General features: G+C 66.8%; 26 protein-coding genes and 1 pseudogene. 12 read left to right on the forward strand and 15 right to left on the reverse strand.

Annotation, left to right across the window (positions count from 1 at the left end):
- Positions 1–139 precede the first annotated feature (139 nt).
- Positions 140–619, reverse strand: a pseudogene (locus tag B1991_RS18705) (LAPAL motif-containing putative phage structural protein); the annotation flags it as partial.
- Between the two features lie 422 nt (positions 620–1041).
- Between B1991_RS18705 and B1991_RS14045 the strand changes: the two are divergent.
- The 3 genes from B1991_RS14045 to B1991_RS14060 all read left to right on the forward strand — a co-directional run bounded on the left by B1991_RS14045 (position 1042) and on the right by B1991_RS14060 (position 3994).
- Positions 1042–1716 carry an XAC0095 family protein gene (locus tag B1991_RS14045; RefSeq protein ID WP_136259305.1) on the forward strand — a complete coding sequence of 225 codons (675 nt, stop codon included), beginning with the start codon at positions 1042–1044 and terminating at the stop codon, positions 1714–1716.
- Positions 1717–2090: 374 nt separating this feature from the next.
- Positions 2091–3140 (forward strand): virulence RhuM family protein, encoded by a 1050-nt coding sequence (locus tag B1991_RS14050; protein WP_136259306.1) that lies wholly within the window; start codon positions 2091–2093, stop codon positions 3138–3140.
- Between the two features lie 419 nt (positions 3141–3559).
- On the forward strand, positions 3560–3994 hold the full coding sequence (locus B1991_RS14060; protein ID WP_246031180.1) for a cupin domain-containing protein: 435 nt from the start codon (positions 3560–3562) through the stop codon (positions 3992–3994).
- 87 nt (positions 3995–4081) lie between these two features.
- Here the strand turns inward: B1991_RS14060 and B1991_RS14065 are convergent, their stop codons facing one another.
- Complete coding sequence (locus B1991_RS14065; protein ID WP_136259308.1) at positions 4082–4561, reverse strand: Lrp/AsnC family transcriptional regulator; 480 nt, start codon at positions 4559–4561, stop codon at positions 4082–4084.
- Positions 4562–4682: 121 nt separating this feature from the next.
- Here B1991_RS14065 and B1991_RS14070 point away from each other — a divergent pair, with 121 nt between their 5' ends.
- The 4 genes from B1991_RS14070 (at position 4683) to B1991_RS14085 (ending at position 6987) form a co-directional block, all read left to right on the forward strand.
- Positions 4683–5636, forward strand: coding sequence for a threonine ammonia-lyase (locus tag B1991_RS14070; protein WP_136259309.1), 954 nt, complete (start codon positions 4683–4685; stop codon positions 5634–5636).
- A 31-nt stretch (positions 5637–5667) separates the two neighbouring features.
- Entirely contained in the window at positions 5668–6297 is a 630-nt protein-coding gene (locus tag B1991_RS14075; protein WP_136259310.1) for a glutathione S-transferase family protein, read from the forward strand.
- Positions 6298–6332: 35 nt separating this feature from the next.
- Positions 6333–6521, forward strand: a complete 189-nt coding sequence (locus B1991_RS14080) for a hypothetical protein (RefSeq protein WP_136259311.1) — start codon at positions 6333–6335, stop codon at positions 6519–6521.
- A 70-nt stretch (positions 6522–6591) separates the two neighbouring features.
- Entirely contained in the window at positions 6592–6987 is a 396-nt protein-coding gene (locus B1991_RS14085) for a GFA family protein (protein WP_136259312.1), read from the forward strand.
- A gap of 53 nt (positions 6988–7040) precedes the next feature.
- Here B1991_RS14085 and B1991_RS14090 read toward each other — a convergent pair whose 3' ends face one another.
- On the reverse strand, positions 7041–7988 hold the full coding sequence (locus B1991_RS14090; protein ID WP_246031181.1) for a LysR substrate-binding domain-containing protein: 948 nt from the start codon (positions 7986–7988) through the stop codon (positions 7041–7043).
- Between the two features lie 118 nt (positions 7989–8106).
- On the opposite strand from B1991_RS14090, the gene B1991_RS14095 reads away from it, so the two are divergent.
- On the forward strand, positions 8107–8628 hold the full coding sequence (locus tag B1991_RS14095; protein WP_136259313.1) for a lipocalin-like domain-containing protein: 522 nt from the start codon (positions 8107–8109) through the stop codon (positions 8626–8628).
- 78 nt (positions 8629–8706) lie between these two features.
- On the forward strand, positions 8707–8895 hold the full coding sequence (locus tag B1991_RS14100; RefSeq protein WP_136259314.1) for a hypothetical protein: 189 nt from the start codon (positions 8707–8709) through the stop codon (positions 8893–8895).
- Between the two features lie 25 nt (positions 8896–8920).
- Here the strand turns inward: B1991_RS14100 and B1991_RS14105 are convergent, their stop codons facing one another.
- Both B1991_RS14105 and B1991_RS14110 read right to left on the reverse strand, forming a co-directional pair.
- Positions 8921–9421, reverse strand: a complete 501-nt coding sequence (locus B1991_RS14105; protein WP_136259315.1) for a PepSY domain-containing protein — start codon at positions 9419–9421, stop codon at positions 8921–8923.
- A gap of 277 nt (positions 9422–9698) precedes the next feature.
- Positions 9699–11198 (reverse strand): catalase, encoded by a 1500-nt coding sequence (locus B1991_RS14110; protein ID WP_136259316.1) that lies wholly within the window; start codon positions 11196–11198, stop codon positions 9699–9701.
- Positions 11199–11421: 223 nt separating this feature from the next.
- Between B1991_RS14110 and B1991_RS14115 the strand changes: the two genes are divergently transcribed.
- On the forward strand, positions 11422–12474 hold the full coding sequence (locus B1991_RS14115) for an NAD(P)-dependent alcohol dehydrogenase (RefSeq protein WP_136259317.1): 1053 nt from the start codon (positions 11422–11424) through the stop codon (positions 12472–12474).
- Positions 12475–12564: 90 nt separating this feature from the next.
- On the opposite strand, the gene B1991_RS14120 is transcribed toward B1991_RS14115, so the two are convergent.
- From B1991_RS14120 to B1991_RS14155, 8 genes are all read right to left on the reverse strand, one after another.
- Entirely contained in the window at positions 12565–14544 is a 1980-nt protein-coding gene (locus B1991_RS14120; RefSeq protein WP_168709656.1) for a M61 family metallopeptidase, read from the reverse strand.
- A gap of 50 nt (positions 14545–14594) precedes the next feature.
- Positions 14595–15731 carry an MBL fold metallo-hydrolase gene (locus B1991_RS14125; RefSeq protein ID WP_136259319.1) on the reverse strand — a complete coding sequence of 379 codons (1137 nt, stop codon included), beginning with the start codon at positions 15729–15731 and terminating at the stop codon, positions 14595–14597.
- Positions 15732–15804: 73 nt separating this feature from the next.
- On the reverse strand, positions 15805–16362 hold the full coding sequence (locus B1991_RS14130) for a DUF3228 family protein (RefSeq protein ID WP_136259320.1): 558 nt from the start codon (positions 16360–16362) through the stop codon (positions 15805–15807).
- A 32-nt stretch (positions 16363–16394) separates the two neighbouring features.
- Positions 16395–18167 (reverse strand): ABC transporter transmembrane domain-containing protein, encoded by a 1773-nt coding sequence (locus B1991_RS14135; RefSeq protein WP_136259321.1) that lies wholly within the window; start codon positions 18165–18167, stop codon positions 16395–16397.
- A 196-nt stretch (positions 18168–18363) separates the two neighbouring features.
- Positions 18364–18960, reverse strand: a complete 597-nt coding sequence (locus B1991_RS14140; protein WP_136259322.1) for an IMPACT family protein — start codon at positions 18958–18960, stop codon at positions 18364–18366.
- Positions 18957–19865: a hypothetical protein gene (locus tag B1991_RS14145; RefSeq protein WP_136259323.1), complete on the reverse strand. Its 909-nt coding sequence runs from the start codon at positions 19863–19865 to the stop codon at positions 18957–18959. The genes B1991_RS14140 and B1991_RS14145 overlap by 4 nt, the downstream gene beginning before the upstream one ends.
- A complete protein-coding gene (locus B1991_RS14150) occupies positions 19862–20416 on the reverse strand; it encodes an RNA polymerase sigma factor (protein WP_136259324.1) in 555 nt (184 codons plus the stop codon). Before B1991_RS14150 ends, B1991_RS14145 begins: the two co-directional genes overlap by 4 nt.
- Before the next feature lie 160 nt (positions 20417–20576).
- Positions 20577–22079 carry a vWA domain-containing protein gene (locus tag B1991_RS14155; RefSeq protein ID WP_246031182.1) on the reverse strand — a complete coding sequence of 501 codons (1503 nt, stop codon included), beginning with the start codon at positions 22077–22079 and terminating at the stop codon, positions 20577–20579.
- On the opposite strand from B1991_RS14155, the gene B1991_RS19030 reads away from it, so the two are divergent.
- A complete protein-coding gene (locus B1991_RS19030) occupies positions 22042–22500 on the forward strand; it encodes a hypothetical protein (RefSeq protein ID WP_246031183.1) in 459 nt (152 codons plus the stop codon). The genes B1991_RS14155 and B1991_RS19030 overlap by 38 nt on opposite strands.
- A 34-nt stretch (positions 22501–22534) precedes the next feature.
- The gene (locus B1991_RS14160; protein WP_136259326.1) at positions 22535–23002 is read left to right on the forward strand and encodes a YehS family protein; all 468 of its coding nucleotides are present in this window, start codon (positions 22535–22537) and stop codon (positions 23000–23002) included.
- Between the two features lie 13 nt (positions 23003–23015).
- On the opposite strand, the gene B1991_RS14165 is transcribed toward B1991_RS14160, so the two are convergent.
- Together B1991_RS14165 and B1991_RS14170 are read right to left on the reverse strand one after the other, a co-directional pair.
- Entirely contained in the window at positions 23016–23801 is a 786-nt protein-coding gene (locus tag B1991_RS14165) for a PaeR7I family type II restriction endonuclease (protein ID WP_136259327.1), read from the reverse strand.
- Positions 23798–25555, reverse strand: coding sequence for an Eco57I restriction-modification methylase domain-containing protein (locus B1991_RS14170; RefSeq protein ID WP_136259328.1), 1758 nt, complete (start codon positions 25553–25555; stop codon positions 23798–23800). Before B1991_RS14170 ends, B1991_RS14165 begins: the two co-directional genes overlap by 4 nt.
- Between the last annotated feature and the right edge of the window lie 33 nt (positions 25556–25588).

Below are 25588 nucleotides of genomic sequence, written 5' to 3' on the forward strand. Positions count from 1 at the left end.
ATTACCTTGAGCGGTTCCACAACCCGCGCATGCGTCGTAGAGTTGCTCGGCGCGACCGGGAGTTTTCAGCCTTAATCAAACCGTCCGTGGAAACGGGGTAGAACCCAATCTGATTCACACCGGGCTTGGATAGGGCTGCGCCGATGAATTGGGCGGCGGCCTCACCGGCCTTTCTGTCCAGCGTCAAATGCAACGAGGGTGTGTGCACAACGATGATGTTTCCCGAGTTGTTGGTCACATTGATCGAGTGATCGTTGATGTGTTTAACCCTCGCCGGTTCCTCCCCCTTAAGGAACCGATACAGCTCGATGGATTCTTTGACCGTTGCGGCCACGCTGATCAGGTTGGGCAACATCGGCAAGGTCGCGGCCGTGGCTTGCATGACCTGGAACATGAGGTCGGTACCGAACGACGCGTGCTTGAACGCGGTGATATCAGCGGTTACCTGCACATCCTCGCCGTACAACTTGTGGGCCGCCGCGACCACAAAATTGGAGAATGCCACCATGTTGGCGGCGGCATCATAGACGTTCATAGTACCGTCGTCGACGGCGGGCCCTTGATAGCGCAGCAGGATGCTCACACCACGCTCCTCTTCGCGCTGAAGTTCCTCGGTCATTCTTCCTTGTCCCCGTCTCACGCGCCGCGACAAGCGCCCCTAGTGCCTATGTAGCACGTCGCAACGGATCTCACCAACTTAGCCCCTGACTGAGTTGCAGCCACCATTGGTGCCCGGTATGTCCACGTCTTTGCCCAGGTGATCAGGACAAACGCGACTGTTGACACCATCCAAGTGCAATAGCAGACTCCATCCCAAGGAGCGTCGAAACTCCACACAGAGCGGTACCCACCTCCGACAAACCGGTGGGTTTTTTGTACCTGTTCGCAGGTACAAGCCGACGCGAAGCCTGCGTCGGGAGGGCGGCTAATACAACACCCGCAAGGGGAATACGCCCGCCGGCTCTGTGCGGTTTCGAACCTCCCGACTTCCCGTCCGTCGCCATGCCGTGGACGGGCACTTCATGGAACTAGGAGGCAATCATGTCGACGTTCGATGCGGATGATCTGGGAGTGACCGGCTATTTCCTGCCGGAGGACAGCCAGCTGCGGCTGAAGCAGTTGCGCGAGTACGTGGGGTTCCTGACCAACCTGGCGCGACCGCGCAGGCCGGACGAGGATCGGGAGTGGTTCTCGGAGATTCGCCCGGGCGAAGTGGCGATCTGCCTGGAACTGCTGGAGGAGCAGATCGCCCAGGTGCTGGACGAACTTTCCTGGCCGGCCGAACGTGGCGAAAGGGCGGCAGCAGGCGAGGCCGATGCGGACGCGGAGGCTCACGCAGAAGCTGCGGAACCGGATGTTACCGAGTCGGTAACGGATGAGGCCGGCAACCGCCACCTCTTCGCTGTCACCCTGGATCAGATCGACGAGATCAACCTGCTGCTGAGCAGCCTTCGGGCTCTTGGCAACGTGGTGACCTGCAGCGATCACGCCGAGTTGTCCGACGCCACGCTGTCGATCATGGGCGACGCTATCGTTCGCGACGCGGAGAAGCTGCACGACATCGTCAGCGACATCTATGACGAGCAGCGGTTGGAGCCACCGCACGGGGCGAAACCCGGCGTGCGCGAGGCGCCTGCCACCTACCTCGCGCTGCCCGGGCACGTGCTCATGGGCAGCGCGTCGCCCGTCATGCGGCAACTGCCCACCTGCCATTAGCGGGCACCCACGCGCGCCAGCGGGCCAGCCGCGCTCGCTGGTGCGTATTCCGTCGTTTCGGACTTCTGGGGGGCTTCCAAACGAGGACGGGGGAAACTGCATTGGAATGATTTCCTCCATCACTTGGCTCGTTGCAAGGAAATTCGACAACGTGTCGGGGGCAAAAACGTGGAAGGCCGATTTCCTCTCAACGCGACCGAGCCTGCAGGTATCACGATCTGTCCCTCGCATGTATGACTGAAGAAGCTGGCCAAAAACTGCCAGAATATTGATTCTCTCGCCCCGGGAGCCGCCGATGCCTCTCGCACAGCCCCTGTGTTCTTGCGGCCGGGGAGTGTGGTCAGGTTCACTTCGTGACTTTGAAGGTGAGTGGGATGACGGACGACGACAAGAAACTGATTCGCAATAGCACCGCCGAATTCCTGATCTTCACGGCCCAAGCTGGCGAACAGAGCATCGAGGCGCGCTACGAGAACGACACTGTCTGGCTGTCGCAGAAGCTGATGGCCGAGCTGTTTGCGGTGGACGTGCGTACCGTGAGCGAGCATCTGAAGAACGTCTACGAATCGGGAGAACTGGCGCGGAAAGCAACTATCCGGAAATTCCGGATAGTTCAGGTTGAGGGCGAGCGTGAGGTGGCCCGTAATGTCGATTTCTACAACCTCGACACGATTATCTCGGTCGGCTACCGGGTCAATTCCGTGCGCGCGACCCAGTTTCGCCAATGGGCCACAGGCGTACTGCGCGAGTTCGCCCTGAAAGGCTATGTGCTGGACCGGAAGCGCATGGAGAACGGCGCGTTTCTGGGCAAGGACTACTTCGAGCGGCTGCTGGCGGAGGTTCGTGAGATCCGGCTCAGCGAACGCCGGTTCTACCAGAAGATCACCGACATCTATGCGACGGCGGTCGATTACAACAAGGATGCGCCCACCACCAAGGCCTTTTTCGCCAAGGTGCAGAACAAGCTGCACTTCGCCATCCACGGCCAGACGGCTGCCGAGCTGATCCAGCAACGCGCAGACAGCGGCAAACCGCACATGGGCCTGACCAGTTGGGAGGGCGCACCCAACGGCAAGATCGTCAGAACCGATGTGGCCGTGGCCAAGAATTACCTCACTGCCGACGAACTCGAAGCGCTTGGGCGCGTGGTCAACGCCTACCTCGACCTGGCCGAGGATCGCGCGCGTCGCAACATTCCGATGACGATGGAAGATTGGGCCACGCGGCTTGACGCGTTCCTTGCATTCACCGAACGCGACATCCTGCGCGATGCCGGCAAGATTTCCGCCGAGACCGCCAGGCTGCACGCTCAAAGCGAGTTCGAGAAATACCGGATCGTGCAGGACCGTCTTTTCGAAAGCGATTTTGATCGCGTGATGCAGCAGTTGGCCGACGAGCAAGACTCCGATGAGGATGGGACATAGCGCGTGGCTATCAAGAAGAACAAACGGCGAATTCAACTTTGAAGTGCACCACCTGATGCCGTGAAGAAGCCCAGGCGCGGTAGCCTGCGCAGCTTCACCGCCAAGTGAGCACCGGGCGATTTCCTGCGTGGCCCGAACGTAGAAGTCGTCGTTCTCTCCGGGTGGGTCTGACTCGTTGCTGCCGGGTTGCGCTGACGGAGAATCGAAATGGGGTTCCCCAGGCGAGCCGGGCAGAGCGATGCATCGGGAGGTGCCGCCTGGCGCAGGGGTTGCAGTCCACCTCGTGGGCCAGCATCACCCAAAGCTGGTGTGCATGCTTGTTGGCGATGGCGACCAGTACCTTGCCGAACGCCAGCCGCGCGGCCAGGGATAGAATCCGGAGTCGCGGCGGGAGTTGGCCCGCGGTCACTGGAGGCACCATGACGTCCGAGTTCCCTTCTGTTGTTGAGTACTCCGCCGAGCAGGCGAAATTTTCCGGTCTGGAAGTGCTGGACATCCAGGCACTCCAAGCTGCTGTCGCGGAGCCCTACAAGAACCAGGTGCTCCTGAACGTAAACGCAGACTGCTTGCGGATGGCGGTGTTCGAAGAAGAGTACCGCTGGCACTACCATCCGGACAGTGACGAGTTGTTTCTGGTCGTGGCTGGTGAACTCCATATCGAATTTTATGATCGGGAAGAGGTCGTCCTCCGGCCATGGCAGGTTTTGGTGGTGCCTGGTGGCGTGGCCCATCGAACCCGGGCGGTGGGTCGTACGGTCAACCTCACCGTTGAAAGGCAAAGCGGGCAGGTCGAGTTCGTCGAGCCGCCGCCCAACAAATCCTCAGGAAACTTTCCGTCAACCCCGGGTGCATGATGCCTTTGCCCTGAGCTCTCGGGCGACTGCCGGTACTCGTGTTGCCCTTCGTGGGGTTCTACCCCGCTCGCTGCCATCGACGGTGTATCAGGCAGGCAGCGCGTCCACCGGTACGGCCAGCCCGCGCTTGAGCGTGTCCAGCGCCACGCGGGTGCGGAAGCGTTTCACGTTGGCGTTGTCGGCGATCAGCCGCTGCATCAGTGCGTCGTAATCGTCGACGTCGCGCGCGCTCACCACCAGCACGTAATCGCCGTCGCCGGTCACGTACCAGGCCTGCTGGATCGCCGGCTCCGACGCGATCCACTGGCGCAGGCTGGCCAGCAGCTCGGGCCGTTCGCGCTCGACCTCGAGATCGACGATCACGGCGAGCCGCTGGTCGACGCTACGCGGATCGATCAACGCGACCTCGGCCACGATCACCCCGTCCTCGCGCAGGCGCGCCATGCGTCGTTGCACGGCGGACGCGGACAGGCCGATGTCGGTGCCGATCATTTCCGCGGAGCGCCGTGCGTCGCGCTGCACGATGGCGAGGATCCGGCGGTCGAATTTGTCGAGTTCGGCGGGCATCGGGCGCAAACACCTCGTGGGGCGGGGAGAAAACCTGTTTCGCGGGCAGACAACGCCACTTCGCCGCGCCGCGGAAACCTAGCATAGGTCGTCGCCTCCACGTCGCTGCGAGCCTTCGTCCATGCCCATGCAAACCCGCCTCGATCGCATCCTCGACGCCTCGCGTCACATCGATCCGGTATTCCTGGATTCGCCCACGCACACCAGCGCCACGCTCGACGCGGCGCTGCGCTGCCGACTGCTCGCCAAGGACGAAACCGCCAACCCGATCGGCTCGTTCAAGGGGCGCGGCACCGAGCTGTTCGCCGCGCTGGCGCTGCAGCCGGGCGAGCCGGTGGTCTGTGCGTCGGCCGGCAACTTCGGTCAGGGCCTGGCGCGGGCGGCGATCCGGCGCGGCCATGCCTGCACCGTGTTCGCCGCCCGAACCGCCAACCCGGTGAAGCTGGATGCGATGCGCCGCCTCGGCGCCGACGTGCGGCTGGCCGGCGCCGACTTCGATGCGGCCAAGGACGCCGCACGGGAGCATGCCGCCACCGCCGGCCAGCGCTTCGTGGAGGACGGCAGCGAAGCCGAGCTGGCCGAAGGCGCCGGCACGCTCGCGCTCGAACTGGCCACGTCGGCGCCGCTGGACGCCGTCGTGGTGCAGCTCGGCAACGGCGCGTTGCTGGCCGGGGTCGGCACCGCGATCCGGCACGCGGCGCCGCAGGCGGAAATCATCGCGGTGGTGGCCGCCGGTGCGCCGGCGATGAAGCTGTCGATCGACGCCGGGCGCGTCATCGAAACCGCCCACGCCGAAACCATCGCCGACGGCATCGCGGTGCGCGTGCCGATCGCCGCCACGCTCGCACACCTGCGCGCGTGTTGCGACGAGGTGGTCGCCGTGTCCGAGGCGCAGATCTTCGAGGCCATGTGCCTCATCCACCGCCACCTCGGCATTGCCGTGGAGCCGTCCGGCGCGGTCGGCGTGGCGGCCATCCTCGACCTGCCGCAGCGCTTCGCCGGTCGCCGCGTGGCGACCATCCTCTGCGGCGGCAACCTGTCGCCCGCCATGCGCGAACGCCTGCTGGCGGCCTGATCACGCTTTGTCTTGCGGAGCACGCCCACCGATGAAACTTCTCTACCAGACGCACTCGCCCTATGCGCGCAAGGTGCTCGTCGCCGCCCACGAACTCGGGCTGCAGCATCGCCTCGAGGTGGTGCACCACGACACCAGCCCCACCCGGCGCAATGACGAGGTGTTCGCGCTCAACCCGCTCGGCAAGGTGCCGGTGCTGGTCCTCGACGACGGCCCGGCGCTGTTCGACTCCAGCGTGATCTGCGAATACCTCGACGGCCTGCATGACGGTACCCGGATCATCCCGGCCGAACCCGGCGCACGCTTCGGCGCCCTGCGCCGGCAGGCCCTGGCGCTGGGCATGGCCGACGCCGGCATCGCCGCGCGCTGGGAGGCCGAGCGCCGCCCCGAAGCCTCGCGCTGGCCGCCCATGCTGCAGGGCCAGCTGGACAAGATCGCCGCGGCCTGCGACCTGCTCGAACAGGAGCTCGGCGAGGCGCCACCGGCAGAAGCCGTGCCCGACATCGGCGACATCGCCCTGGCCACCACGCTCAGCTGGATCGCCTTCCGCCAGGTCTATCCGTTCGCCGAGGGCCGCCCGCGCCTGTCCGCCTGGTACGCGCGCTTCAGCCAGCGCCCCTCGATGCTGGCCACCACGCTCAGCGGCGACACCCGCGACTGAACGTCTTCCTCCGCACCGACTGGACGCACCGCCCCATGAGCTCCCTCTGGACTGACCTGCTGTTCCTGCATGGCCACATCACCGATGCGCGCCTGGCGCGCCGACTGGATGCAGCGAAGCGACCCGCACCGCCGCCGACCGCCATCGCGCCGGCAAAGTCCGCGCCCGGCTGGCTGTGGCGGCTTTGCCAGGGCATTGGTGACGGCCAACTGCGTCGGCAGTAAGGTGTCACCCGGGTCGATGGTCCCGGGGACGGGAACGACCCCGCTGCTGCCCGATGCCATTGGAGCTTCCATGACCGACCGCCAGGCAACCTGCCGCTGTGGAAAGCTCGTCGTCCGCACGCGCGGCGAGCCGGTGCGGGTGTCGATCTGCCATTGCCTCGCGTGCCAGCAGCGCACGGGCAGCGTGTTCGGCATGCAGGCGCGGTTCCCGTCGGATGCGGTGACGATCGAGGGGCAGGGCAGAGAATACGCCCAGGCCGGTGACAGCGGCAGCATCGCCCACTTCCGGTTTTGCGGCGACTGCGGCGCCACCGTGTGCTGGCAGGCCGATGCGTTGCCGGGGTTCGTCACCGTGGCGGTCGGTGCCTTTGCCGATCCGCATTTCCCCCCGCCGCGCGTGTCGGTCTACGAGGAGCGCAAGCATGCATGGCTGCGCCTGCCGGACGACATGGAGCATTTCGATTGAGCTGCGCGTCGACCTTCTGACCGTCGTCGGCAAGGCGTGCCCGGCACGGTGACTCAGGCGGGCATCGCGTCTGCTGGTACGGCTCGCCCACGCCTGAGCGTGTCGCCCTTTTTTTTGTGTTGACCCGCCTGACCCAGATGCGTCCGTGCCTGCTCCATCACCGCTTGCCGCAGGTGGGTCAGTGCCGCCGGCGGTGAGCCGGAAGCGGCATGCAGACACAGCTCCACGCGCGGCAGCGGCGGCAGGCCGTGCCGTTCGTCCAGGCGCATCAGCGTGGGCGGCAGGTCGACGCCGGTGCGCACGGTGAGGCCCAGACCGGCGGCGACTCCGGCCCACAGGCTGTGCAGGCTGGCGGTGACGAAAGCCGGCCGCCAGGCGATGCCGGCCTGGTCCAGTGCAGCCGTACCCGCCTGGCGGAAGAAACACGGCGGCTGGTAGAGCGCCAGATCCAGCACCGTATCGGGGCGCACGACTTCGCCCGCTCCTGCCGGTCCGATCCAGGTCATCGGCAGCGTGGCCAGACGCTCGGCATCCGCGCGTGCGCCCTGGTTCATGGCAAGCACCAGATCAAGCTCGCCGCGGTCGAGCCGTTCGAGCAGGCGCCGGTTGGGTTCGACCAGCACATCCACCCGCACCGCGGGGTAAGCCTTGCGGAACTGCCCCAGCGCCGCCGGCAACCAGGACTCGGCGAAATCACCCGGCAGGCCGAAGCGCACGGTGCCGTCGACCGTCGCGCCGCGCACCGCGTGGACCGCTTCGTCGTTGAGTTCCAGGATGCGGCACGCGTAGGCGTGCACCCGGTCGCCCGCCTCGGTCAACACCACGCGGCGGCCCTGCTTGCGGAACAGCGGTTCGCCCAACTGCAACTCCAGCTTGCGCATCTGCTGGCTGATCGCCGAAGGCGAGCGCCCGACCCGTTCCGCGGCGCGGGCCAAGCCGCCCCGGTGCAGGATCGCCACCAGGCTGCGCAACGCATCCATGTCGAGATTGGGGATCGGCATTGGTAAGCAATACGAAAGTGTTTGCCTCGAATTATTCGCTTTTTACGTATGTTCGCAAGGCCTACGATCATCCGGGTCTCGCCCATGCGTGCGCGTCCCATCCGAAGGAGGAAACCCCATGAACCTGCACCGCCTGTTCTTCCGCCTTGCCGCCACCGCCAGTCTGCTGCCCGCCATGGCCAGCGCCTCCGGCGCCCCGGCCATCGACACCCGCGGCGACATCTCGCTGGCCGGAACCTGGACCCTGGTGGCGGCCGACGTGCTGCATCCGGATGGCTCGCGCTCGAGCGACTACGGCGATGCGCCGAAAGGCCTGCTGCTGATCGACCGCATGGGGCACTACTCGCTGCAGCTCTACCGCACCGATCGCCCGCGCTTCGCCGATCCGAGCAAGGCCAAGGCGACCGCGCCGGAATACCAGGCGGCCGTGATGGGCTCGAGCACCCACTACGGCACGGTCGCGGTCGAACCGGACCGGCACCATCTGGTGTTCCGCATCGAAGGCGCCTCCTTCCCCAACTGGGAGGGGCAGGAGCAACACCGCAGTTTCGAGTTGCAGGGCGACACGCTCAGCTACCGGGTACCGCCGCGTCCGGACGGCAACGTGCCCGTGTCGGTCTGGCGGCGCATCGACCGCTGAGCCAATCCGCTGTAAAGGAGCCCGGGCCCGAAGGGCAGTTGGCCGGGCTTCCTCATCGCACTGACCGGATGCACCCCCATGAGCTCGCTCTGGACCGACCTGCTGTTCCTGCATGGCCACATCACTGATGCGCGCCTGGCACGCCGCCTGGCGGTGCCGGAGCGAGCCTCGCCGCCACCAGCGGTCAAACTGCTGGCGAGACTTTCATTGCGTCGACTGCGACGGTTTTGTCGGAGCATGGGCAGCCGCTGGCGTCGTCAGCGGTGAAAGCGGCGTCATCGCAGACGCCATGTCAATCGCGCGACCTGGCCACCACGCTACCGTCGTCGGGGTCGACCAGCAGGTCGACATCGGTGCCGTCGGAGGTGTCGGCTTCGGCGCTCCACAGGCCGTGCTCGTATTCCACGTCGTGGATCTTCTCGTAGCCGGCGGTGGTGAGCCTGGCCTTGATTTCGTCCTTGTTGAGCTGGGACGGGGCGTCGGTGACGTAGACCTTGCCGCTCAGCGGACCCACCGCGATCTTGACCCACTGGTCGTTGCCGCCGCGGGCCCGGCTGCGCCATACGCCATCCTTGAACTTGAGTCCCTTGACCTCCTTGTAGCCGGCATTGGCGATCGCCGTCTTGATGGCGTCCTCGGTCAGCGCGCCTTCCGGCGGCTGCGTGCCCCAGCGGGTGGTCGTGGTGACGATCTGCGTGGTGGTGCCGGATTGCGCGGGGGCGGGCGCCTGCTGCGCCATGGCGGCCGTGCACAACGACAGGCCGATCAACAACGGAAGCGTGCGCTTGGTCATCAGGGACTCCTTCTTCGGTGACGTCGCCAGCCGGCCACGACGGGCCGGGTACCGACTCGTGGGGAGTTCGATGGAAGCAGTGCCGATGAAATGGCTGCGTGAACGTGGTGAATGAGGATTAAGCAGACGGTTCCACCGGGACGCCGTCGCCCGCAGGAGCCCGCTCGCGGGCGATGCTTTTTTGGTTTGCGGCTGTCGAACCCCGACACCCGACAAGAGCATCGCCCGCGAGCGGGCTCCTGCGGGTGTGACGGGAGTCGGCAGGGTGTGAGGGCGATCAGCCTTCGCCCATGCCCTCGGCCGGCTCCGCGGCACTGCCGGCGCGCACCTTGTCCTCGATCTGCTGGCCGACCTTCGCGTCAACGTTTTTCCAGTACGCAAAGGCGCGCTCCAGTACCGGGCTGCGCACGCCGCCGAGCAGGCTGCCGGCGACCTGGTCGACGAACTGCGCGCGCTGGGCGTCGTTCCACACCTCGCGCACCAGGGTGCCGGCCTGGCCGAAGTCGTCGTCCTCGGCGTGCAGGGTGTACGCGCTGCGCACCATCTCGCCGTCGGCTTCCCAGCCGTTCTCGACCGGGCCGGTGTCGTCCGACCACGGGCGACCGCCGCTGTTGGGCGCATGTACGGGCGCGTTGCCGCTGTGGTGGTAGGCCATCTGGCCATCGAACATGTACGTGTTCACCGGCACCTTGGGCTGATTCACCGGCAACTGGTGGAAGTTGGTGCCGATGCGGTTGCGCTGCGCGTCGGCGTAGGCGAACGCGCGGCCGAGCAACATCTTGTCCGGCGACAGGCCGACGCCCGGCACCGTGTTGCCCGGCGAGAAGGCGGCCTGTTCGATCTGCGCGAAGAAGTTTTCCGGGTTGCGGTTCAAGGTCATCGTGCCGACCTTGATCAGCGGGTAATCCTTGTGCGACCAGACCTTGGTCAGGTCGAACGGATTGAAGCGGTAATTCTTCGCCTCCGCATACGGCATCACCTGCACCGACAGGTCCCACACCGGAAACTCGCCCCGCCTGATCGCGTTGAACAGGTCGGCGCGGTGGAAGTCGGCGTTCTCGCCGGCTATCGCGGCCGCCTCGGCGTTGTTGAAGAAAGCCATGCCCTGGCGGGTATGGAAGTGGTACTTCACCCAGAACTTCTCGCCCCTGGCATTGATCCACATGTAGGTGTGCGAGCCGTAGCCGTTCATGTGCCGCCAGGTGCGCGGCAGGCCGCGCTCGCCCATCAGGTAGGTGACCTGGTGCGCGGTTTCGGGATTGGACGTCCAGAAGTCCCACTGCATGTGGTTGTCGCGCAGGCCCGAGTCGGGCAGGCGCTTCTGGCTGCGGATGAAGTGCGGGAACTTCATCGGGTCGCGGATGAAGAACACCGGCGTGTTGTTGCCGACCAGGTCGTAGTTGCCTTCGTCGGTGTAGAACTTCAGCGAGAAGCCGCGCACGTCGCGCCAGGTATCCGGGCTGCCCGATTCGCCGGCGACGGTGGAGAAGCGCGCCAGCATGTCGGTCTTCGCGCCCTTCTGGAACAGCGCCGCCCGTGTGTAGCGCGACATGTCCTCGGTGATTTCGAGCACGCCGAACGCGCCGGCGCCCTTGGCGTGCGGCTGGCGCTCGGGCACCTTCTCGCGGTTGAAGTGCGCCATCTGTTCGAGGAAGTGCACGTCGTGCAGCAGCAGCGGGCCGTTCGGGCCGATGCTCAGCGAGTTGCGGTCGCTGACGGCGGGGGCGCCGGCGCCGGTGGTGGAGCCGCCGTGGGGTTTGTTCCGGTCGTCGGACATGGGTTTCCCTCCTTCGATGAGAGCCGGCCTGGATGACCGCATCCAGTCTGCCCCCGGACGCGTAAACAAGCCATTCGGTTTTTCCGATCATCGCGATAGGCAAGGCCGCGTCGATACGTGAACGAGCACGGTTCTCCCGGGTGGATGGAGAAGCTCGACGATGAGGAATATCGTGTAGGGCTGTGCTCCGCTTTCCCCCAATCTCATACCCCAAGGAAATGCCATGACCACCAAAGCCTACGGCGCGTACGCCGCCGACAAGCCGCTGCAAGCCCTGGACATCGAGCGCCGCGCGCCCGGCCCGCGGGACGTGCAGATCGAGATCGCCTATTGCGGGGTGTGTCACTCGGACCTGCATACCGTGCGTTCCGAGTGGGGCGGCACGCGCTATCCCTGCGTGCCCGGCCACGAGATCGTCGGTCACGTCAGCGCCGTGGGCAGCGAGGTCGGCGGCTTCAAGGTCGGCGACACCGTGGGCGTGGGCTGCATGGTCGACAGCTGCCGGCATTGCGCGGCCTGCGACGAAGGCCTGGAGCAATACTGCGAGAACGGCTTCGTCGGCACCTACAACGGCCGGACGGCGGACGCGCCCGGCCATACCCTGGGCGGTTACTCGCAGCGCATCGTGGTCGACGAGAAGTTCGTGCTGAAGATCCGCCACCCCGAATCGCAACTGGCCGCCGTCGCGCCGCTGCTGTGCGCCGGCATCACCACGTACTCGCCGCTGCGGCACTGGAAGGTCGGCCCGGGCAGCAAGGTCGGCGTGGTCGGCATCGGCGGGCTGGGCCACATGGGCGTGAAGCTCGCCCACGCGATGGGCGCGCACGTGGTGGCGTTCACCACCTCCGACAGCAAGCGCCAGGCGGCGCTGGAGCTGGGCGCGAACGAGGTGGTGGTTTCGCGCAATGCCGACGAGATGAAGGCGCACGCGGGCAGCTTCGATTTCATCCTCAACACCGTCGCCGCCAGCCACTCGCTGGATGCCTACACCAGCCTGCTCAAGCGCGACGGCAGCATGGTGCTGGTCGGCGTGCCCGAGCATCCGCATCCATCGCCGAACATCGGCAACCTGATCTTCAAGCGCCGCGCGATCGCCGGCTCATTGATCGGCGGCATCGCCGAGACGCAGGAGATGCTGGATTTCTGCGCCGAGCACGGCATCGTCTCGGACATCGAGATGATCCGCGCACAGCAGATCGACGAGGCCTACGACCGCATGGTCAAGGGCGACGTGAAGTACCGCTTCGTGATCGACAACAAGTCACTGGCGGGCTGATTCGGTCCCTCCGCCTTCCTCACGCAGCATGCTTGCCGTTTCCCTCCCCTGTCCAGCAGGGGAGGGTTCGGGAGTGTGACAGCGTTCCCGTCAACGCGCGCGGAGCAAGGCGGACAGTCGGTCGGGGGTGCCGGGGATGCGCTCCAGGTGGGGGTAGCGCAAGCCGCCCGCATAGGCGATCGACGCCTTCTTCTTGTGATCGCCCATGTTGAAGACGACAGTCACGGGCCGCTTCGCCGACGCGGCCACGGCCGCCAGCAGGGCGTGCGTGGAGAACGGCTCGCCATTGACCTGGATGACATGGGCTCCGGGCGACAGACCCGCCCGAAAGGCGGGGCCCTGCCATTGCACCGAAGCCACCCGGCCGTCTTCGTCGATTTGCAGCCCGATCGAGTCGTCGAGATTGCTGACCCCCGCCTCCTGTTCGTCCTGGCGGAAGGTTTCGCTGGGTATCGTGCTGTACGTGAGGCTCCAGCCGGCACGCGCCAAGCCTGCGAGCGCGTCAGCCGTGACGCGGGTGTGCAGGTGGCGGCGGAGAAAGGCCGGCCAGTCGTCTGCGGCGACAGCGTTCAAGGCGGTGCAGACATCGTCGAACGTATAGGTTCTCGTGCTCCCGGTGCGGCCATCAGTCCTGAAGAAGTGCCGGGCGAAATCATCCAGGCCTCGCCGGCCGTTACTGAGTTCACGCAGCCGCGCATCGACGTCCAGCCACAAGAGGACACCCTCGGCGTAGTAGTCCTCGCGACGCTGCCAGTCGCGCCAGGACATCCGGTTGCCGGCCATGTAGATGGCATCGTTGGTGCTGTCCTGCAGTGTTTTCCAGGCACGACCACTTCGGTTGGCCACGAAGTCGGCATCCATCGCCAGTTTGTCGAGGGTCTGTTGCCGGTCGCGCAGGCCCGCCCGCGCGGCCAGCACGCGCCCCCAGAACTCGGTCTGCCCTTCGTACACCCACAAGAGCGAGCCATCGACCGGCTGGTTGAAGGTCGGCGACCAGAGGTCGGCAGGTTGCCGCCAGCGTCCGTTCCATGCGTGGACCAACTCGTGCGCGACCAGGTCGCGATTGTTGAGTTGCTGTTCCGTATTGCGAAAGTAGTCGGCGGGGAGATTGTTCTCGCCTTCCTCCAGATGTTCGATGCCGCCGCTGTGGGGGAGCCCGTCGCTGAGTGAGACGATGGCATCGTAGTGCCGATAAGGACCCGGTCCGAAGACCGCCAGTGTCTGCGCGAGCAGTGTCTTCATCCTGCCCAGTTCAGCGGGAGCGACGACGAGGTCGCCCGGCGCGTCGCCCACCAGGTCGAGATTCACGGGTTTCGTCGCGGGGACGTCGAGAGGAATCTGTCGCCAATACCGTGCGGCGTACACCGGCGCGTCGACGAGGCGCTCGAGCGTCACCGGCGCAAACCGGAGCGTCCCATCGCTGCCCGGCTGGAACGCCAGTGACGTGAAAGCGCGCAGGCCTTGCGGAAGCTCGAGCGTTGCCGCCACCGGCAGGTCGCGGACATACCAGCCCGCGGGATACAGCAGCATGCGGTGCCACGGCAGCACGACCATGTCCGGCCGCAACAAGTTGGCACGGGCCGGCGCGAGGAACTGAAAATCCAGCGTGACCGTTCGAGCGCCTGCCGGCACGCCGAGATGGAACGCATGCATGTCGACCGGATCACGGCGCCACTCGATGCGTTGCCCGTCGATGCGCGTTTCCAGGCCTGCGAGTTCGATGGCCGAGGCGCTGGGTGCGTGGCTGCCGGTTTCCCATTCCGGGTAGAGCAACACCATGTCGCCGGCCTCCTGCACCGGGATCGTCTCGTGCACGAAGAACACCTGGTGATCGGTGTCGGTGGCGCTGATGGCCAGTTCGATCCCGCCCCGGAACGGCCTGTCCGACGGTTGCGGCAGCGCAGCGGGTGCGGGAAGGGCTGCCGGTCCAGCGCCGACTTGCGCGGCAGCCGGCGACGTGGCGCAGCCGCCGATCGTTCCGATGAGAGCGAGACACATCGCCTTGGCGATCACGCCGAACGTCGACGGGAAGTTTGGGTGTTTGTCCAATACCGGGAGGATCGTCTTCATGTCGGCGATGCTAGCTGCAATCGGACGCACCGGAAGCCGATTCGACCCGTTCAGTCGAGCGGCCACGGAACCGCGCCCGCGAGGCGGTCGGCGTCGGCGGCCTCGGCGGGATCGGGCTGGACAGCGCGTTTCCGCGCGGTTCTTTCGTCGCTTCGCCACCATGGCGTCGCCGGTCTGCGTTCCGCCGGCTCGGTCGCCTGGCCGAGCTGCGGCAACAGCAGGTGTGCCCGCTGCGGGTCGGCCAGCGTCAGCAGCGTTTCCACCGGTTCGTCCCACGCGTGCGTGGACAGCGCGAACGTGCCCCAGTGCACCGGCATCAGCACGCCGCCACCGAGCATCTCGTGCGCCTTCAGCGCATTGGCCGGGCCCAGGTGGATGTCGCCCCACGAGGGATGGAACGCACCGACCTCCAGCATCACCAGGTCGAACGGGCCGAGCCGCTCGCGGATGGTTTCGTATTCGTCGGTGAGGCCGGTGTCACCGCTGAAGAACACGCTGTGCCGTTCGCCCTGCATCACCAGCGACGACCACAGGGTGAGGTTGCGATCCTTCAGGCCACGCCCGGAGAAATGCTGCGACGGCGCGGCCGTGATGGCCAGCCCGGTGCCCGGCACGCGATGGGTCTGCCACCAGCTCAGCTCGGTGATGCGCGACGGTGCGATGCCCCAGGCCTCCAGGTGCGCGCCGACGCCGAGCGAGGTGACGAAGGGGACGTCCGACTTTGCCAGCGCGCGGATGGTCGGATAGTCCAGGTGATCGTAATGGTCGTGCGAGATCACCACCGCGTCGATCGGCGGCAGCTCGCGCAGGCTCACCGGCACCGGCTGGAAGCGTTTGGGGCCGAGCAGGGCGAAAGGCGAGGCGCGCTGGCCCCACACCGGATCGGTCAGCACGCGCCAGCCGTCGATCTCCAGCAGCACGGTGGAATGGCCCAGCCAGGTGGCGCGAAGACCGCTGGCCGGTGGCTTCAGCCACGCGCTGCGCGGATCGTCGGCGGGCAGGGGCGCCGACGGTGTGCGATCCGGGCCGCCGCAGACGAAGTCGCGCAGGGTGGGCTTGGACGCGGAAGCATCGCGCAAACCGGGCAGCACCGGATGGATGTTGTGCAGCCGCTCGCCGTCCCACAACGGCAGGTCGTGCAGGCGTTCCAGGCGTTCGCCGCGGGCGGGTTTGCCGAAGGATTGCATGGTGTGGATCCCGTGATGTGCGCCGTGTCTTTTCGGAATGCGCGCTTTCCTGGCACAAATCAAGGGCCGGCATTCAACCGCGCCAGTTCGCGTGTGCCTCCCAGAAGGTCACCGCACGCCGATACGCCACGCGATCCAGCGGCACGCCCGAGCCGCCTTCTTCCACGCCCAGCGCGTTGCGCAGCATGGTGATCGGCACCATCGGGATCTCTTCCGGTTCGGTGGTGTAGAGGCAGCCGACCACGCCCCAGTCGGCCTCGATCGGCGAACCTTCCTTCGCCAGTTGTTCGCGGCCGTAGAGGATCGGCAGCAGGTAGTTCGCCACCGGCGGGTCGATGCCCTCGAACCAGCGCACCAGTACCGGCAATTCCTCGGTGCTGCGCGCCTCGTAGGCCGAGCGCAGCAGGTGGCGATTGGCTTCGGTGATCGGCGTGGCGGTGCAGCGCGTGGAGGTCCAGTTGCGGTGCACGTGCAGCTTGCAGAACGGCGCGTAGCCGTCGAGCACCTTCAGCGGCATCTCGTTGTTGAGGCGCTGCTCGAAATCGTCGGCGCTGCAATCCTGGATGGCGCTGGGTCGCTTGTCGCGGGGGAACAGGCGGCTGCGGGCGAAGGGAGTGAGGACGATGGACATGGAAGGCCGGGATTCTGGATGGAGGATTCGAGTCAGGCCACGAACTGCAACCGCGCCAGCTCGGCGTACAGGCCGCCTTCGGCGAGCAGGCTTTCATGCGTGCCTTGCGCCACGATGCGGCCGCCGTCGAGCACCACGATGCGGTCGGCGCGCTGCACGGTGGCGAGGCGATGGGCGATCACCAACGTGGTGCGGCCTTTCTCGAGGCGTTCCAGCGCCTGCTGGATCGCCGCCTCGGATTGCGCGTCGAGCGCCGAGGTGGCCTCGTCGAGCAGCAGCAGCGGTGCGTCGCGCAAGATCGCGCGGGCGATCGCGATGCGCTGGCGCTGGCCGCCGGACAGGCGCACGCCGCGTTCGCCCATCTCGGCCTGGTAGCCGTCGTGCAGGGCGCTGATGAAGTCGTGCGCCTCGGCGGCGCGGGCCGCCTCGCGTACCTCCTCGTCGCTGGCGCCGTCGCGGCCGAAGCGGATGTTGTCGGCGGCGCTGCCGCTGAAGATCACGGTCTCCTGCGGCACCAGCGCGATCGCGCCGCGCAGGTCGTCCAGCGTCACCGCGCGCAGGTCGATGCCGTCGATGGAAATGCGGCCGCTCTGCGGGTCGTAGAAACGCAGCAGCAGCGAGAACACCGTGCTCTTGCCGGCGCCGGAGGGGCCGACCAGGGCGACGGTTTCGCCGGGGCGCACGTCCAGCGTGAAGTCGTGCAGCGCGGGGGCGTCGGGGCGGCTCGGGTAGTGGAAGCTGACGCCGTCGAAACGCAGTGCGCCGCTGATCGGTCGCGGCAGGGCGAGCGGCTGCGCCGGCGCGACGATTTCGGGGCGCTCGTCGAGCAGTTCGCCCAGGCGCTCCATCGCACCGGCCGCGCGCAGCACGTCGCCCCACACCTCGGAGAGCCCGGCGACCGAGCCGGCGGCGAACACCGCGTACAGCACGAACTGGCCCAGCACGCCGGGGTCCAGCGTGCCGGTCAGCACATGCTGCGCACCGGCCCACAGCACCAGGGTGATCGCGCCGAACACCAGCACGATCACCGCCATGGTCAGCAACGCGCGCATGCCGATGCGCCGGCGCGCGGTGGCCAGCGCGCGCAGGATCGCGTGGCTGTAGCGGGTGCTTTCGATGTTCTCGCGCGCGTACGCTTTCACTGCGGTGGAGGCGTTGAGCGTTTCGTTGGCGATCGCCGCGGCGTCGGCCAGGCGATCCTGGCTGGCGCGCGAGAGCTTCTGCACGCGGCGGCCGAAGACCAGGATCGGCAGCATCACGGCGGGGATCACCAGCGCGGTGAGTCCGGCCAGCGAGGGCGCGGTCCATACCATCATGGCGCTGGCGCCGACCAGCATCACCACGCTGCGCAACGCCACCGACACGCCGGAGCCGATCAGCGCCTGCACCACTTCGGTGTCGGCGCTGAGCCGCGACAGCAACTCGCCGACGCGGCTGCGCTCGAAGAAAGCCACGTCCAGCCGGATCACCTGCGCGTACAGTGTCTGCCGCAGCGAGGCCAGCGCGCGTTCGCCCAGCAGGGTGATGCAGAAATAGCGTGCTGCCGTGGCCACGGCGAGCACCAGCGCCACGCCGAACAGGGCGATGAAGGTCTCGTTGATCGCCGCCTGGCTGGCGTGGCCGAAGCCCTTGTCGATGATGTGGCGGAACGCCAGCGGCAGGGTCAGCGAGGCGCCCGAGGACAGCCCCAGGAACACCAGCCAGCCGATGGCGAGCGCGCGGTGCGGTTTCAGGAACGGCCACAGTCCGCGCAGGGCGCCGAGGCGGCGGGACGGGCGGGGCGTGTCGGTGGCGGCGTCGCTCATGGATACTCGCAGGATGTCCGGAGGGATGCGCACGGCGGCACGCAGCCACTGAAGTGGGGCAGAAGCCCGCCGATTCAATCCGCAAACCACACGTCCGGACAGGAGCCCGCTCGCGGGCGACGCTTTTGATTGCGCGAATCCCGAATCCCGGCTCCAGGAGCATCGCCCGCGAGCGAGCTCCTGCGAGGGGGCGCGATCAATCGAGGCGGTGCGCTTCGCTGCGGCCGCGGGTGAGGTCGCGTACCAGCAGCGTCAGCTCCTCCGCGCGGCTTGCGGGCAGTTGCAGTTGCAGGGTGACGCCGTCGGCGCCGAACTGTTCCGACTCGACCTCCGCCTGCAGATCCCTGAGGCGGGCCTTGAGCAGGGCGAGCGCGGCGAACTCCACGCGCAAGCCGAACCGCGCCATCGCCACGATCGGCACCCGGTCGGCCAGGCGCAGGCATTCGGCGGCGGTGCCGCCATAGGCGCGGGCGAGGCCGCCGGCGCCGAGCTTGATGCCGCCGTACCAGCGCGTGACCACGACCATCACGCCGTCCATCTGCTGACCTTCGATCGCCTGCAGGATCGGTCGGCCCGCGGTGCCGCCGGGTTCGCCGTCGTCGTTGAAGCGGTAATCCTGGCCCATGCGCCAGGCCCAGCAATTGTGCGTGGCGGCCGGGTCGGCGACCTCGCGCAGGAAGGCCAGCGCCTGGGTGGTCGAAGTGACCGGCTCGGCGATGGCCAGGAAGCGGCTCTTGCGGATGTCCTGCTGGTGGCGGCAACGCGCGGCGAGGGTGGACAGCGGCTCGCTCACGGCCTGGGGAGTTTCGCCTGCAGTTCCGGCGGCAGCGGCCATTGCGGATGGGCGCGGTGGAAATCGAGCAGGCGCTGCTGCGCCTCGTGTTCGTCGCCCCGCGCGAACAGCTGCTCGATCCGCGTCAGTTCCTCGGCAGGTGTGGCGACGCGGGCCGCCGCGGGTGCGGCTTCCTTCGCCATGGCGTCGGCGGGCGGCGCAGCAGGTGCAGGCGCGGGCATTTCGAGCAGCACCGGCACCGGCGGGGGTGGTGGCGCCGGTGGCCCCGCGGTGGTCATCTGCGGTTGCGCTGGCGCCCTGACCATCGACGGCAGCGGCGGCGGTGGGGCCGTCTTTTCCGCAACGGAGGCGGGGGCGACAGCTTGTTTCCTTGCCGCCATCGACTGGCGCCTGGCCGCTTCGGTTGCCTGCATGCGCGGTAACGGCGCCGCGGCGGCAGCGGCGCGATCGGCGGCTTGCCCGGCGGTGGGTGGCGCGACGGCCTGTGCCGGTGTGGCCGTTTCGGTCGACAGCGACGAAGCCGTCGGTGTCGAGCGCATGTGCCAGGCCAGGCCGGCAACCAGTACCAGGCTGGCCGCGCTGCCCAGCGCCACCAGCCAGTGCGGCAGGTGGCGACGCCGTGCGCGCGTGGCCGATTCGACCGACGGGATCGCGCGAGCCTTGATCGCCGACAACGGCTTGGGGTGCACCCAGTCGCCGGACTCGCGCGGATTCTTGCGGCGTTCGGTGTGCAACGGCGCCCGGTCGACGCCGAGCGCCTTCGCCGCAGCATGCAGCACGGCGGCGTCCAGCCCGGGACCGGGCTCGCGCTGCGGCAGCTGCCGGTACAGCGCGGCCAGTTCGGCTTCGCCGGGCAGCTTCTCGTCCGGAGCGGCGGGATCGTTCGGTGGCAGGGGCGTGGTCATTCGGACAGCGCTTCGCGTAATCGGGTCATGGCATAGCGCAGGCGCGACTTCACGGTCTCGCGGCCGCTGCCGGTCACTTCGGCGATCTCCTCCAGGCTCAGTTCCTGCTCCAGCCGCAACAGGATGGCGGTGCGTTGTTCGTCGGGCAACTGCTCGATGGCGCGCTGCAGGTGGCGGCGGCGCTCGAAATCGGACCAGGCGTGCTCGGGTTGCTCGTGTTCGGGAATGGCGACGCAGGACAGTGCCAGTTCGGCTTCCTCGCCATCGGCGGTGGGGCGCTGGCGGCGCAGCGCATCGACCAGCAGGTTGTGCGCGATCTGCAGCAGCCAGGTGCTGAACTTCGCCTGCGGCTGGTAGCGCACGCGGGCGGCGATCACCCGGCTCCAGGTTTCCTGGAACAGCTCGTCGGTGCGCTGGGGATCGCGCAGGCTGCGCAGCAGGAACCGGTACAGCGTGCCGCGATGCTTCGCGTACAGCGCCTCGAACGCGGCAAGGTCGCCGCGCGCGTAGGCCAGCATCAGCATCGCATCGGGATCGACCGGAGCATCCATGGATTGCGAGGTTAAGGCAAATCGGCGGTGTGCGGGCGGCTCGTGCGGGGTCCGCGGTGCGACGAGTATCGACCCCGCCGCGCGATCGCCGTGGGGGAAGACGGCAGCGGGGAGACTGGCTGCGGTCATCACGGCTATCGACGCGGCGGGGCCGAATGGCTCAACGCGCGAAAGTTTCAGGGCTGGCCGGGGCGGGCGTGGCCAGGCCCTCGGCCAGCTTCACCAACTGCACGAAGGCGGCGCGGTAGCCGTCGGCATCCCGGCCGCGGGCACCGTCGGCGAGCTGCGCGATCTGGCGGTAGCCGTAGCCGTCCAGGTACTTGCCGCCGCGCAGGGCATCGGCGAACGCGGCCACTGCGGCGGCCCAGCGCAGCCGCTCGCCGGCTTCGGCCTCGGCCTGCGCGGCGATCGGCTGTTCGATCAGGCGGCTCGCCGACTGCCCCGGCAACTTGTAGCGCAGGCGCAGGAAGCCCAGCTCGTTGCCGTGGCCTTGCGGCTCGGCGCGGCTGCCGTAGCGCAGCGGGTCGATCCGCGCACCGGCGGAGCCGGTCGGAGTGATCTCGTAGATCGCGGTGACGTTGGCACCGGCGCCGATCTCGCCGGCGTCGACCTGGTCGTTGTTGAAATCCTCGCGCTTGAGCAGGCGCTTCTCGTAGCCGATCAGGCGGTACTCCTGCACCTGGGCCGGGTTGAACTCCAGCTGGATCTTCACGTCTTTGGCGATGGTCAGCAGCGTCGCGGACATCTCGTCCACCAGCACGCGGCGGCCTTCGGCGAGGTTGTCGATGTAGTGATGGCTGCCGTTGCCGGCGTCGGCCAGCATCACCGCCATCGCGTCGTTGTAGTTGCCTTCGCCGAAGCCCAGCGTGGTCAATGCCACGCCGCCCTTGCGATGGTCCTCGACGATGGATTTCAGCGCCTGCGGGTCGACCGTACCCACGTTGAAGTCACCGTCGGTGGCCAGGATCACCCGGTTCACGCCGCCCTCGATGAAGCCTTGCGCGGCCTGCGCGTAGGCCAGTTCGATGCCCGCGCCGCCATTGGTGGAACCGCGTGCGTCGAGGCTGTCGATGGCCGCGTCGATGGTGGCGTGGCGGTCGCCGGCGGTGGAGGGCAGGGCCACGCCGGCGCGGCCGGCGTAGGTGACGATGGCCACGCGATCACGCGCGCGAAGCTGGCGCACCAGCTGTTTGAGCGAGGCCTTCAGCAAGGGCAGCTTGTCCGGCTCGTTCATCGAACCGGAGGTGTCGATCAGGAACACCAGGTTGGATGCCGGGATCTGCGCGGCCGGCACGCGATAGCCCTGGATCCCGACCAGCAGCAGTTGGCGTTGCGCATTCCACGGCGCCGGCGCGAGTTCGGTGGCGACGCTGAACGGCTGCGCGCGATCGGCTGGCGGCGTGTAACCGTAATCGAAGTAGTTGATGAACTCCTCCGCACGCACCGCATCGGCCGGCGGCAGGCGGCCGGCGTTGAGCATGTGCCGCACGTTGGTGTACGCGCCGGTGTCCACGTCGATGCTGAAGGTGGACACCGGCTGTTCGCTGACCAGTTGCACCGGATTGGTATCGCGGTGGGTGTAGTTCTCGGTGTTGATGTCGCCGGGCAACGGCTGGTTCGGCGGCATGAAGGTCGGCGCCATCACCGGCATGGCGGAAGCCATGCGTTTGCCCGCTGCCAATGGCGCCGTGACCATTGCTGGCGGTGCGGGAGGCAAGCGCGGAGCTGCCCGGGTCAGCAGATACGGCGGCGGTGGCATTCGTGGCGGCGAAGGCAGGGTGGTTTCGTGCGCCGCCCGGGGTGCCGTTTCCTGCAACGGACGCGCGGAAGGTATTGACGTGGCTACGGGTAGTTGGTCGTTCCGCGTTGCCGCGGCACTGGCGGCATGGCCGGTCCTGACCGGCTCGGCGGTTGGCCGGTGGCCACAGCCGGCAAGCATCACCAGCAAGGCCATCAACAAGCTGCGCCACAGGGTTTTCGTGTTCATCGCGTCGGTTCTCCTCCGGGTGTGGAAGATGAAACGCTGCGCGCACGGAAAAGGGGTTGAGCCTGTGCGACTGAAACTCGCCGGACCATCGCGGTAGCATGGCGGCCCTACGCACGCCCCTTCGGAACGACATGATCAACAATGACGTACTGCGCGCCATCCGCTACATGCTCGACCTGAGCGACGGCAAGGTGGTGGACCTGATCCACCTGGCCGATGCCGCTGCGCCGGTGACGAAGGAGGAGGTGCAGGCGATGCTGAAGAAGGACGACGAGCCCGGCTACGTCGAATGCAGCAACAGGATGCTGGCGCTGTTCCTCGATGGCCTGGTGTTCCACCGCCGCGGCAAGGACGAAAGCCGCCCGCCGCGCCCGCCGGAGAAGCGCGTCACCAACAACGTGGTGCTGAAGAAGCTGCGCGTGGCGTTCGAGCTGAAGGACGTGGACATGCACCAGATCCTCGAGTCCGCCGGTTTCCCCGTCTCCAAGCCGGAACTCAGCGCGCTGTTCCGCCAGAGCGACCACAAGAACTTCAAGCTGTGCGGCGACCAGCTGCTGCGGAATTTCCTGAAAGGGTTGACGATGCGGGTGCGGAAATGAGGTCGCGCCGAGTTCAGTCGCCCTGTGCGGCGGCCAGCATGCGGCCGGCAAACTCCGAGAACATGTTTCGGATGCTCGTCGCCGGGGACAACGCCCGGTGGCTATCCTTGCCGGTTGGCGTCAGTTCCAGCGCCGCGGCGCTGTAGAGCTGGCGCTCCACCAGGCGCTCGCACAGGATCTGGTATCGGCGTGCGTACGAAGCGTCACGAAACTCCTCGAAGACCGGAAAATGCGGTTCGTCGCAGCGGACGGATCGCAGGGACGCTTCGCATTCTTCCAGCAGCATGAGCCACGCCAGGAAGGGTGGGCGGGGATCCGACTGGATCACTGGATTGAGCAGTGCCGGCGAATATTCCTGCACCTGTCTCCGGCTCTTGGGAATGCCGCCGTAAGCGCCATGATGATGGGCGACCCAAAGGTCGGCAGCCGATCCGATCACTTCTTCGCTGCGATTGTTGAAGTTGTTGCCGAACGAACCAACCTGCGACTTGAACTCGAAGACGCCAAGCAGCCGTTGCCTGTGGACGACCAGCACATCCCAGTTCTTGGTGGCGCGGAAGAATCCGGGAAGGACCACTTTCGACTTGCGCACGTGTACCGAATCTTCGGGCAGTCCACAGTGCTTCACCACGGCGCGGATAACGTCAATGAAACCATCCATGTTCTTGCCGCCGACAACCGCGGTGCGGCCATCTCCCGAGCTGGCATTGACGCTGCCACTGTTGCGGGAATGCCAGAACGTATGCACGGCTTGTTGCGTGAGTTGGTCAAACGCCGGGGGAAGCAGGCTTGCGGTCATCGGGAGAGGCCTTTCGCGACGCGCGCGGCGTCGGCGATTTCGCGGGTGCGCAACGCCTCCGCTGCATTCAACCCGTACAGTTCGAACACCGGCAGATCAATGTCGTGCTGGGCCTTGGCCGAAGCCGCTCCGATCAGCCGTTCGCGCATGGGCTCGCCGACATCGCTCCAGTGCGGAACACGGATGCGACGCAGGTATTGCGCCTGGAAACGCAGGAACCCGCCGGCCATACGTGTGCAATAAGTCGCTACCGTCATCAGTGTCAGCGATGAGCGAAGTACCGTTTGCAGCGCCCGTAGGTCCCACTCGTCGGAAGTGATGAAGTAAAGATTGTGGTGCGGGTAGTACCGGCCTTCGTCGATGACGAAGACTCCTTCGCCCTTGATGTCGGGCACCAGTAGCTTGGGTGTTTCCAACAGCCCGGGCTGGATGCGGTCGATGGTGCGATACCACCCGTCCGGGTTGCGCTGGGCGACATGGCGACGGGCCACGCTGTTCCGGTGCTCATGCAAGTAGCGCCTGAATCGCGGGAATGAGTCCAGCGGAACGAGTTGCCCCGATGGATCGAACGGATTCAGTACGCCTTTGCCGCCCCAGCGGATGCCGCCATCCACGAGGTCTCGTGCCATCACTAGGGGAAGCTTGCGGTCGGGCTCCACCGGCAGGCCTTCCAAGCTACCGATGAATACGCGGTCGCAACCGGTGGCCACGCCGATGCCGACCTTGCAGCCGGCCTGTTCGAGTGTGGGGAACGCGTGCTCGATGCGCCGCAGTAGCACCAGACGCGGAATGTCGTCTAGCAGGAGTGGGGCCGACCCTACGGCATCCAGTGAGAACTCGACTATGGTGCCAGGTTCGCTGCTGCCATCGAGTAATGCCTCGACCAGCGCAGGCAGTGGTTGCGCTGCCACCGCCTCGGCGTCGGCGGCGCGGGTTAGTCGGCTGGTTTCCGATTCGGAGGGCGCGTGCTGCAATACGGTAATGGCGGGGTAGGCGATCACATCCGAGTGGAAGGCTGACGCGCCTTCCATGTCGACGAAGTACTTCAACCAGTAGCCACGCGTGATCTTTTCGCGGAGCGGCCCACCGTAGCGGTTCTTCAGCCAGCGGTTGGCGCAGATGTAGCCGAGGACACCGCCGACGGCCAGCAGGTCCAGAGCGCGTTCGAAAAATGGCACGTACAGGTCGGCGCGATCATAAAGCGTGCGGAAGCGACGGCGGTACTCGTTCAGCAGCGCGGCCGGGATGCGTTCCTGCCGCACGTAGGGCGGGTTGCCCACCACGACGTCGAAACTGCCCTCGATGCGCGACAACAGGAAGTCGTCGCGGATCAGCCATGATTTGCACAGAGCGGCGGCATCGTCGGCGTTTACACCGTGTCCGACAAGTTGGGTCTGCAGTTTTCTCGCTGTCAGATCGAATGTGGCCGCATGCAATTCCACCCCCGTGATTGCACCGCGCAACTTCGCAAGCGCTGATTCCGGCGATCCACCCTCGTTGATGAATGCTGCCCACAGGCGATCCGCAGCACAGAGTAGGAAGTCTCCCGCGCCGAACGAGGGTTCCAGCAAGCGCATTCCATGCAGAGGGCGGTCGCTACGGTAGCCGCAGAGATCCAGGATGGCGTTGACGACTTCCGGACGAGTGAATACTGCGCCGCGTGCGGTATCCCCCTGTTCGGCCATGCGAGAAATGGCCGCCTCGATTTCGGGCGCCCTTTCGGTGTGGTCAAACAGGTCGAGCAGGAGGTTCATGGGGCCATGGTGAAGGGCGACTGCGGAGGTGTC

This window comes from Rhodanobacter lindaniclasticus (genome assembly GCF_004799035.1).
In the GTDB taxonomy this organism is placed as follows: domain Bacteria; phylum Pseudomonadota; class Gammaproteobacteria; order Xanthomonadales; family Rhodanobacteraceae; genus Rhodanobacter; species Rhodanobacter lindaniclasticus.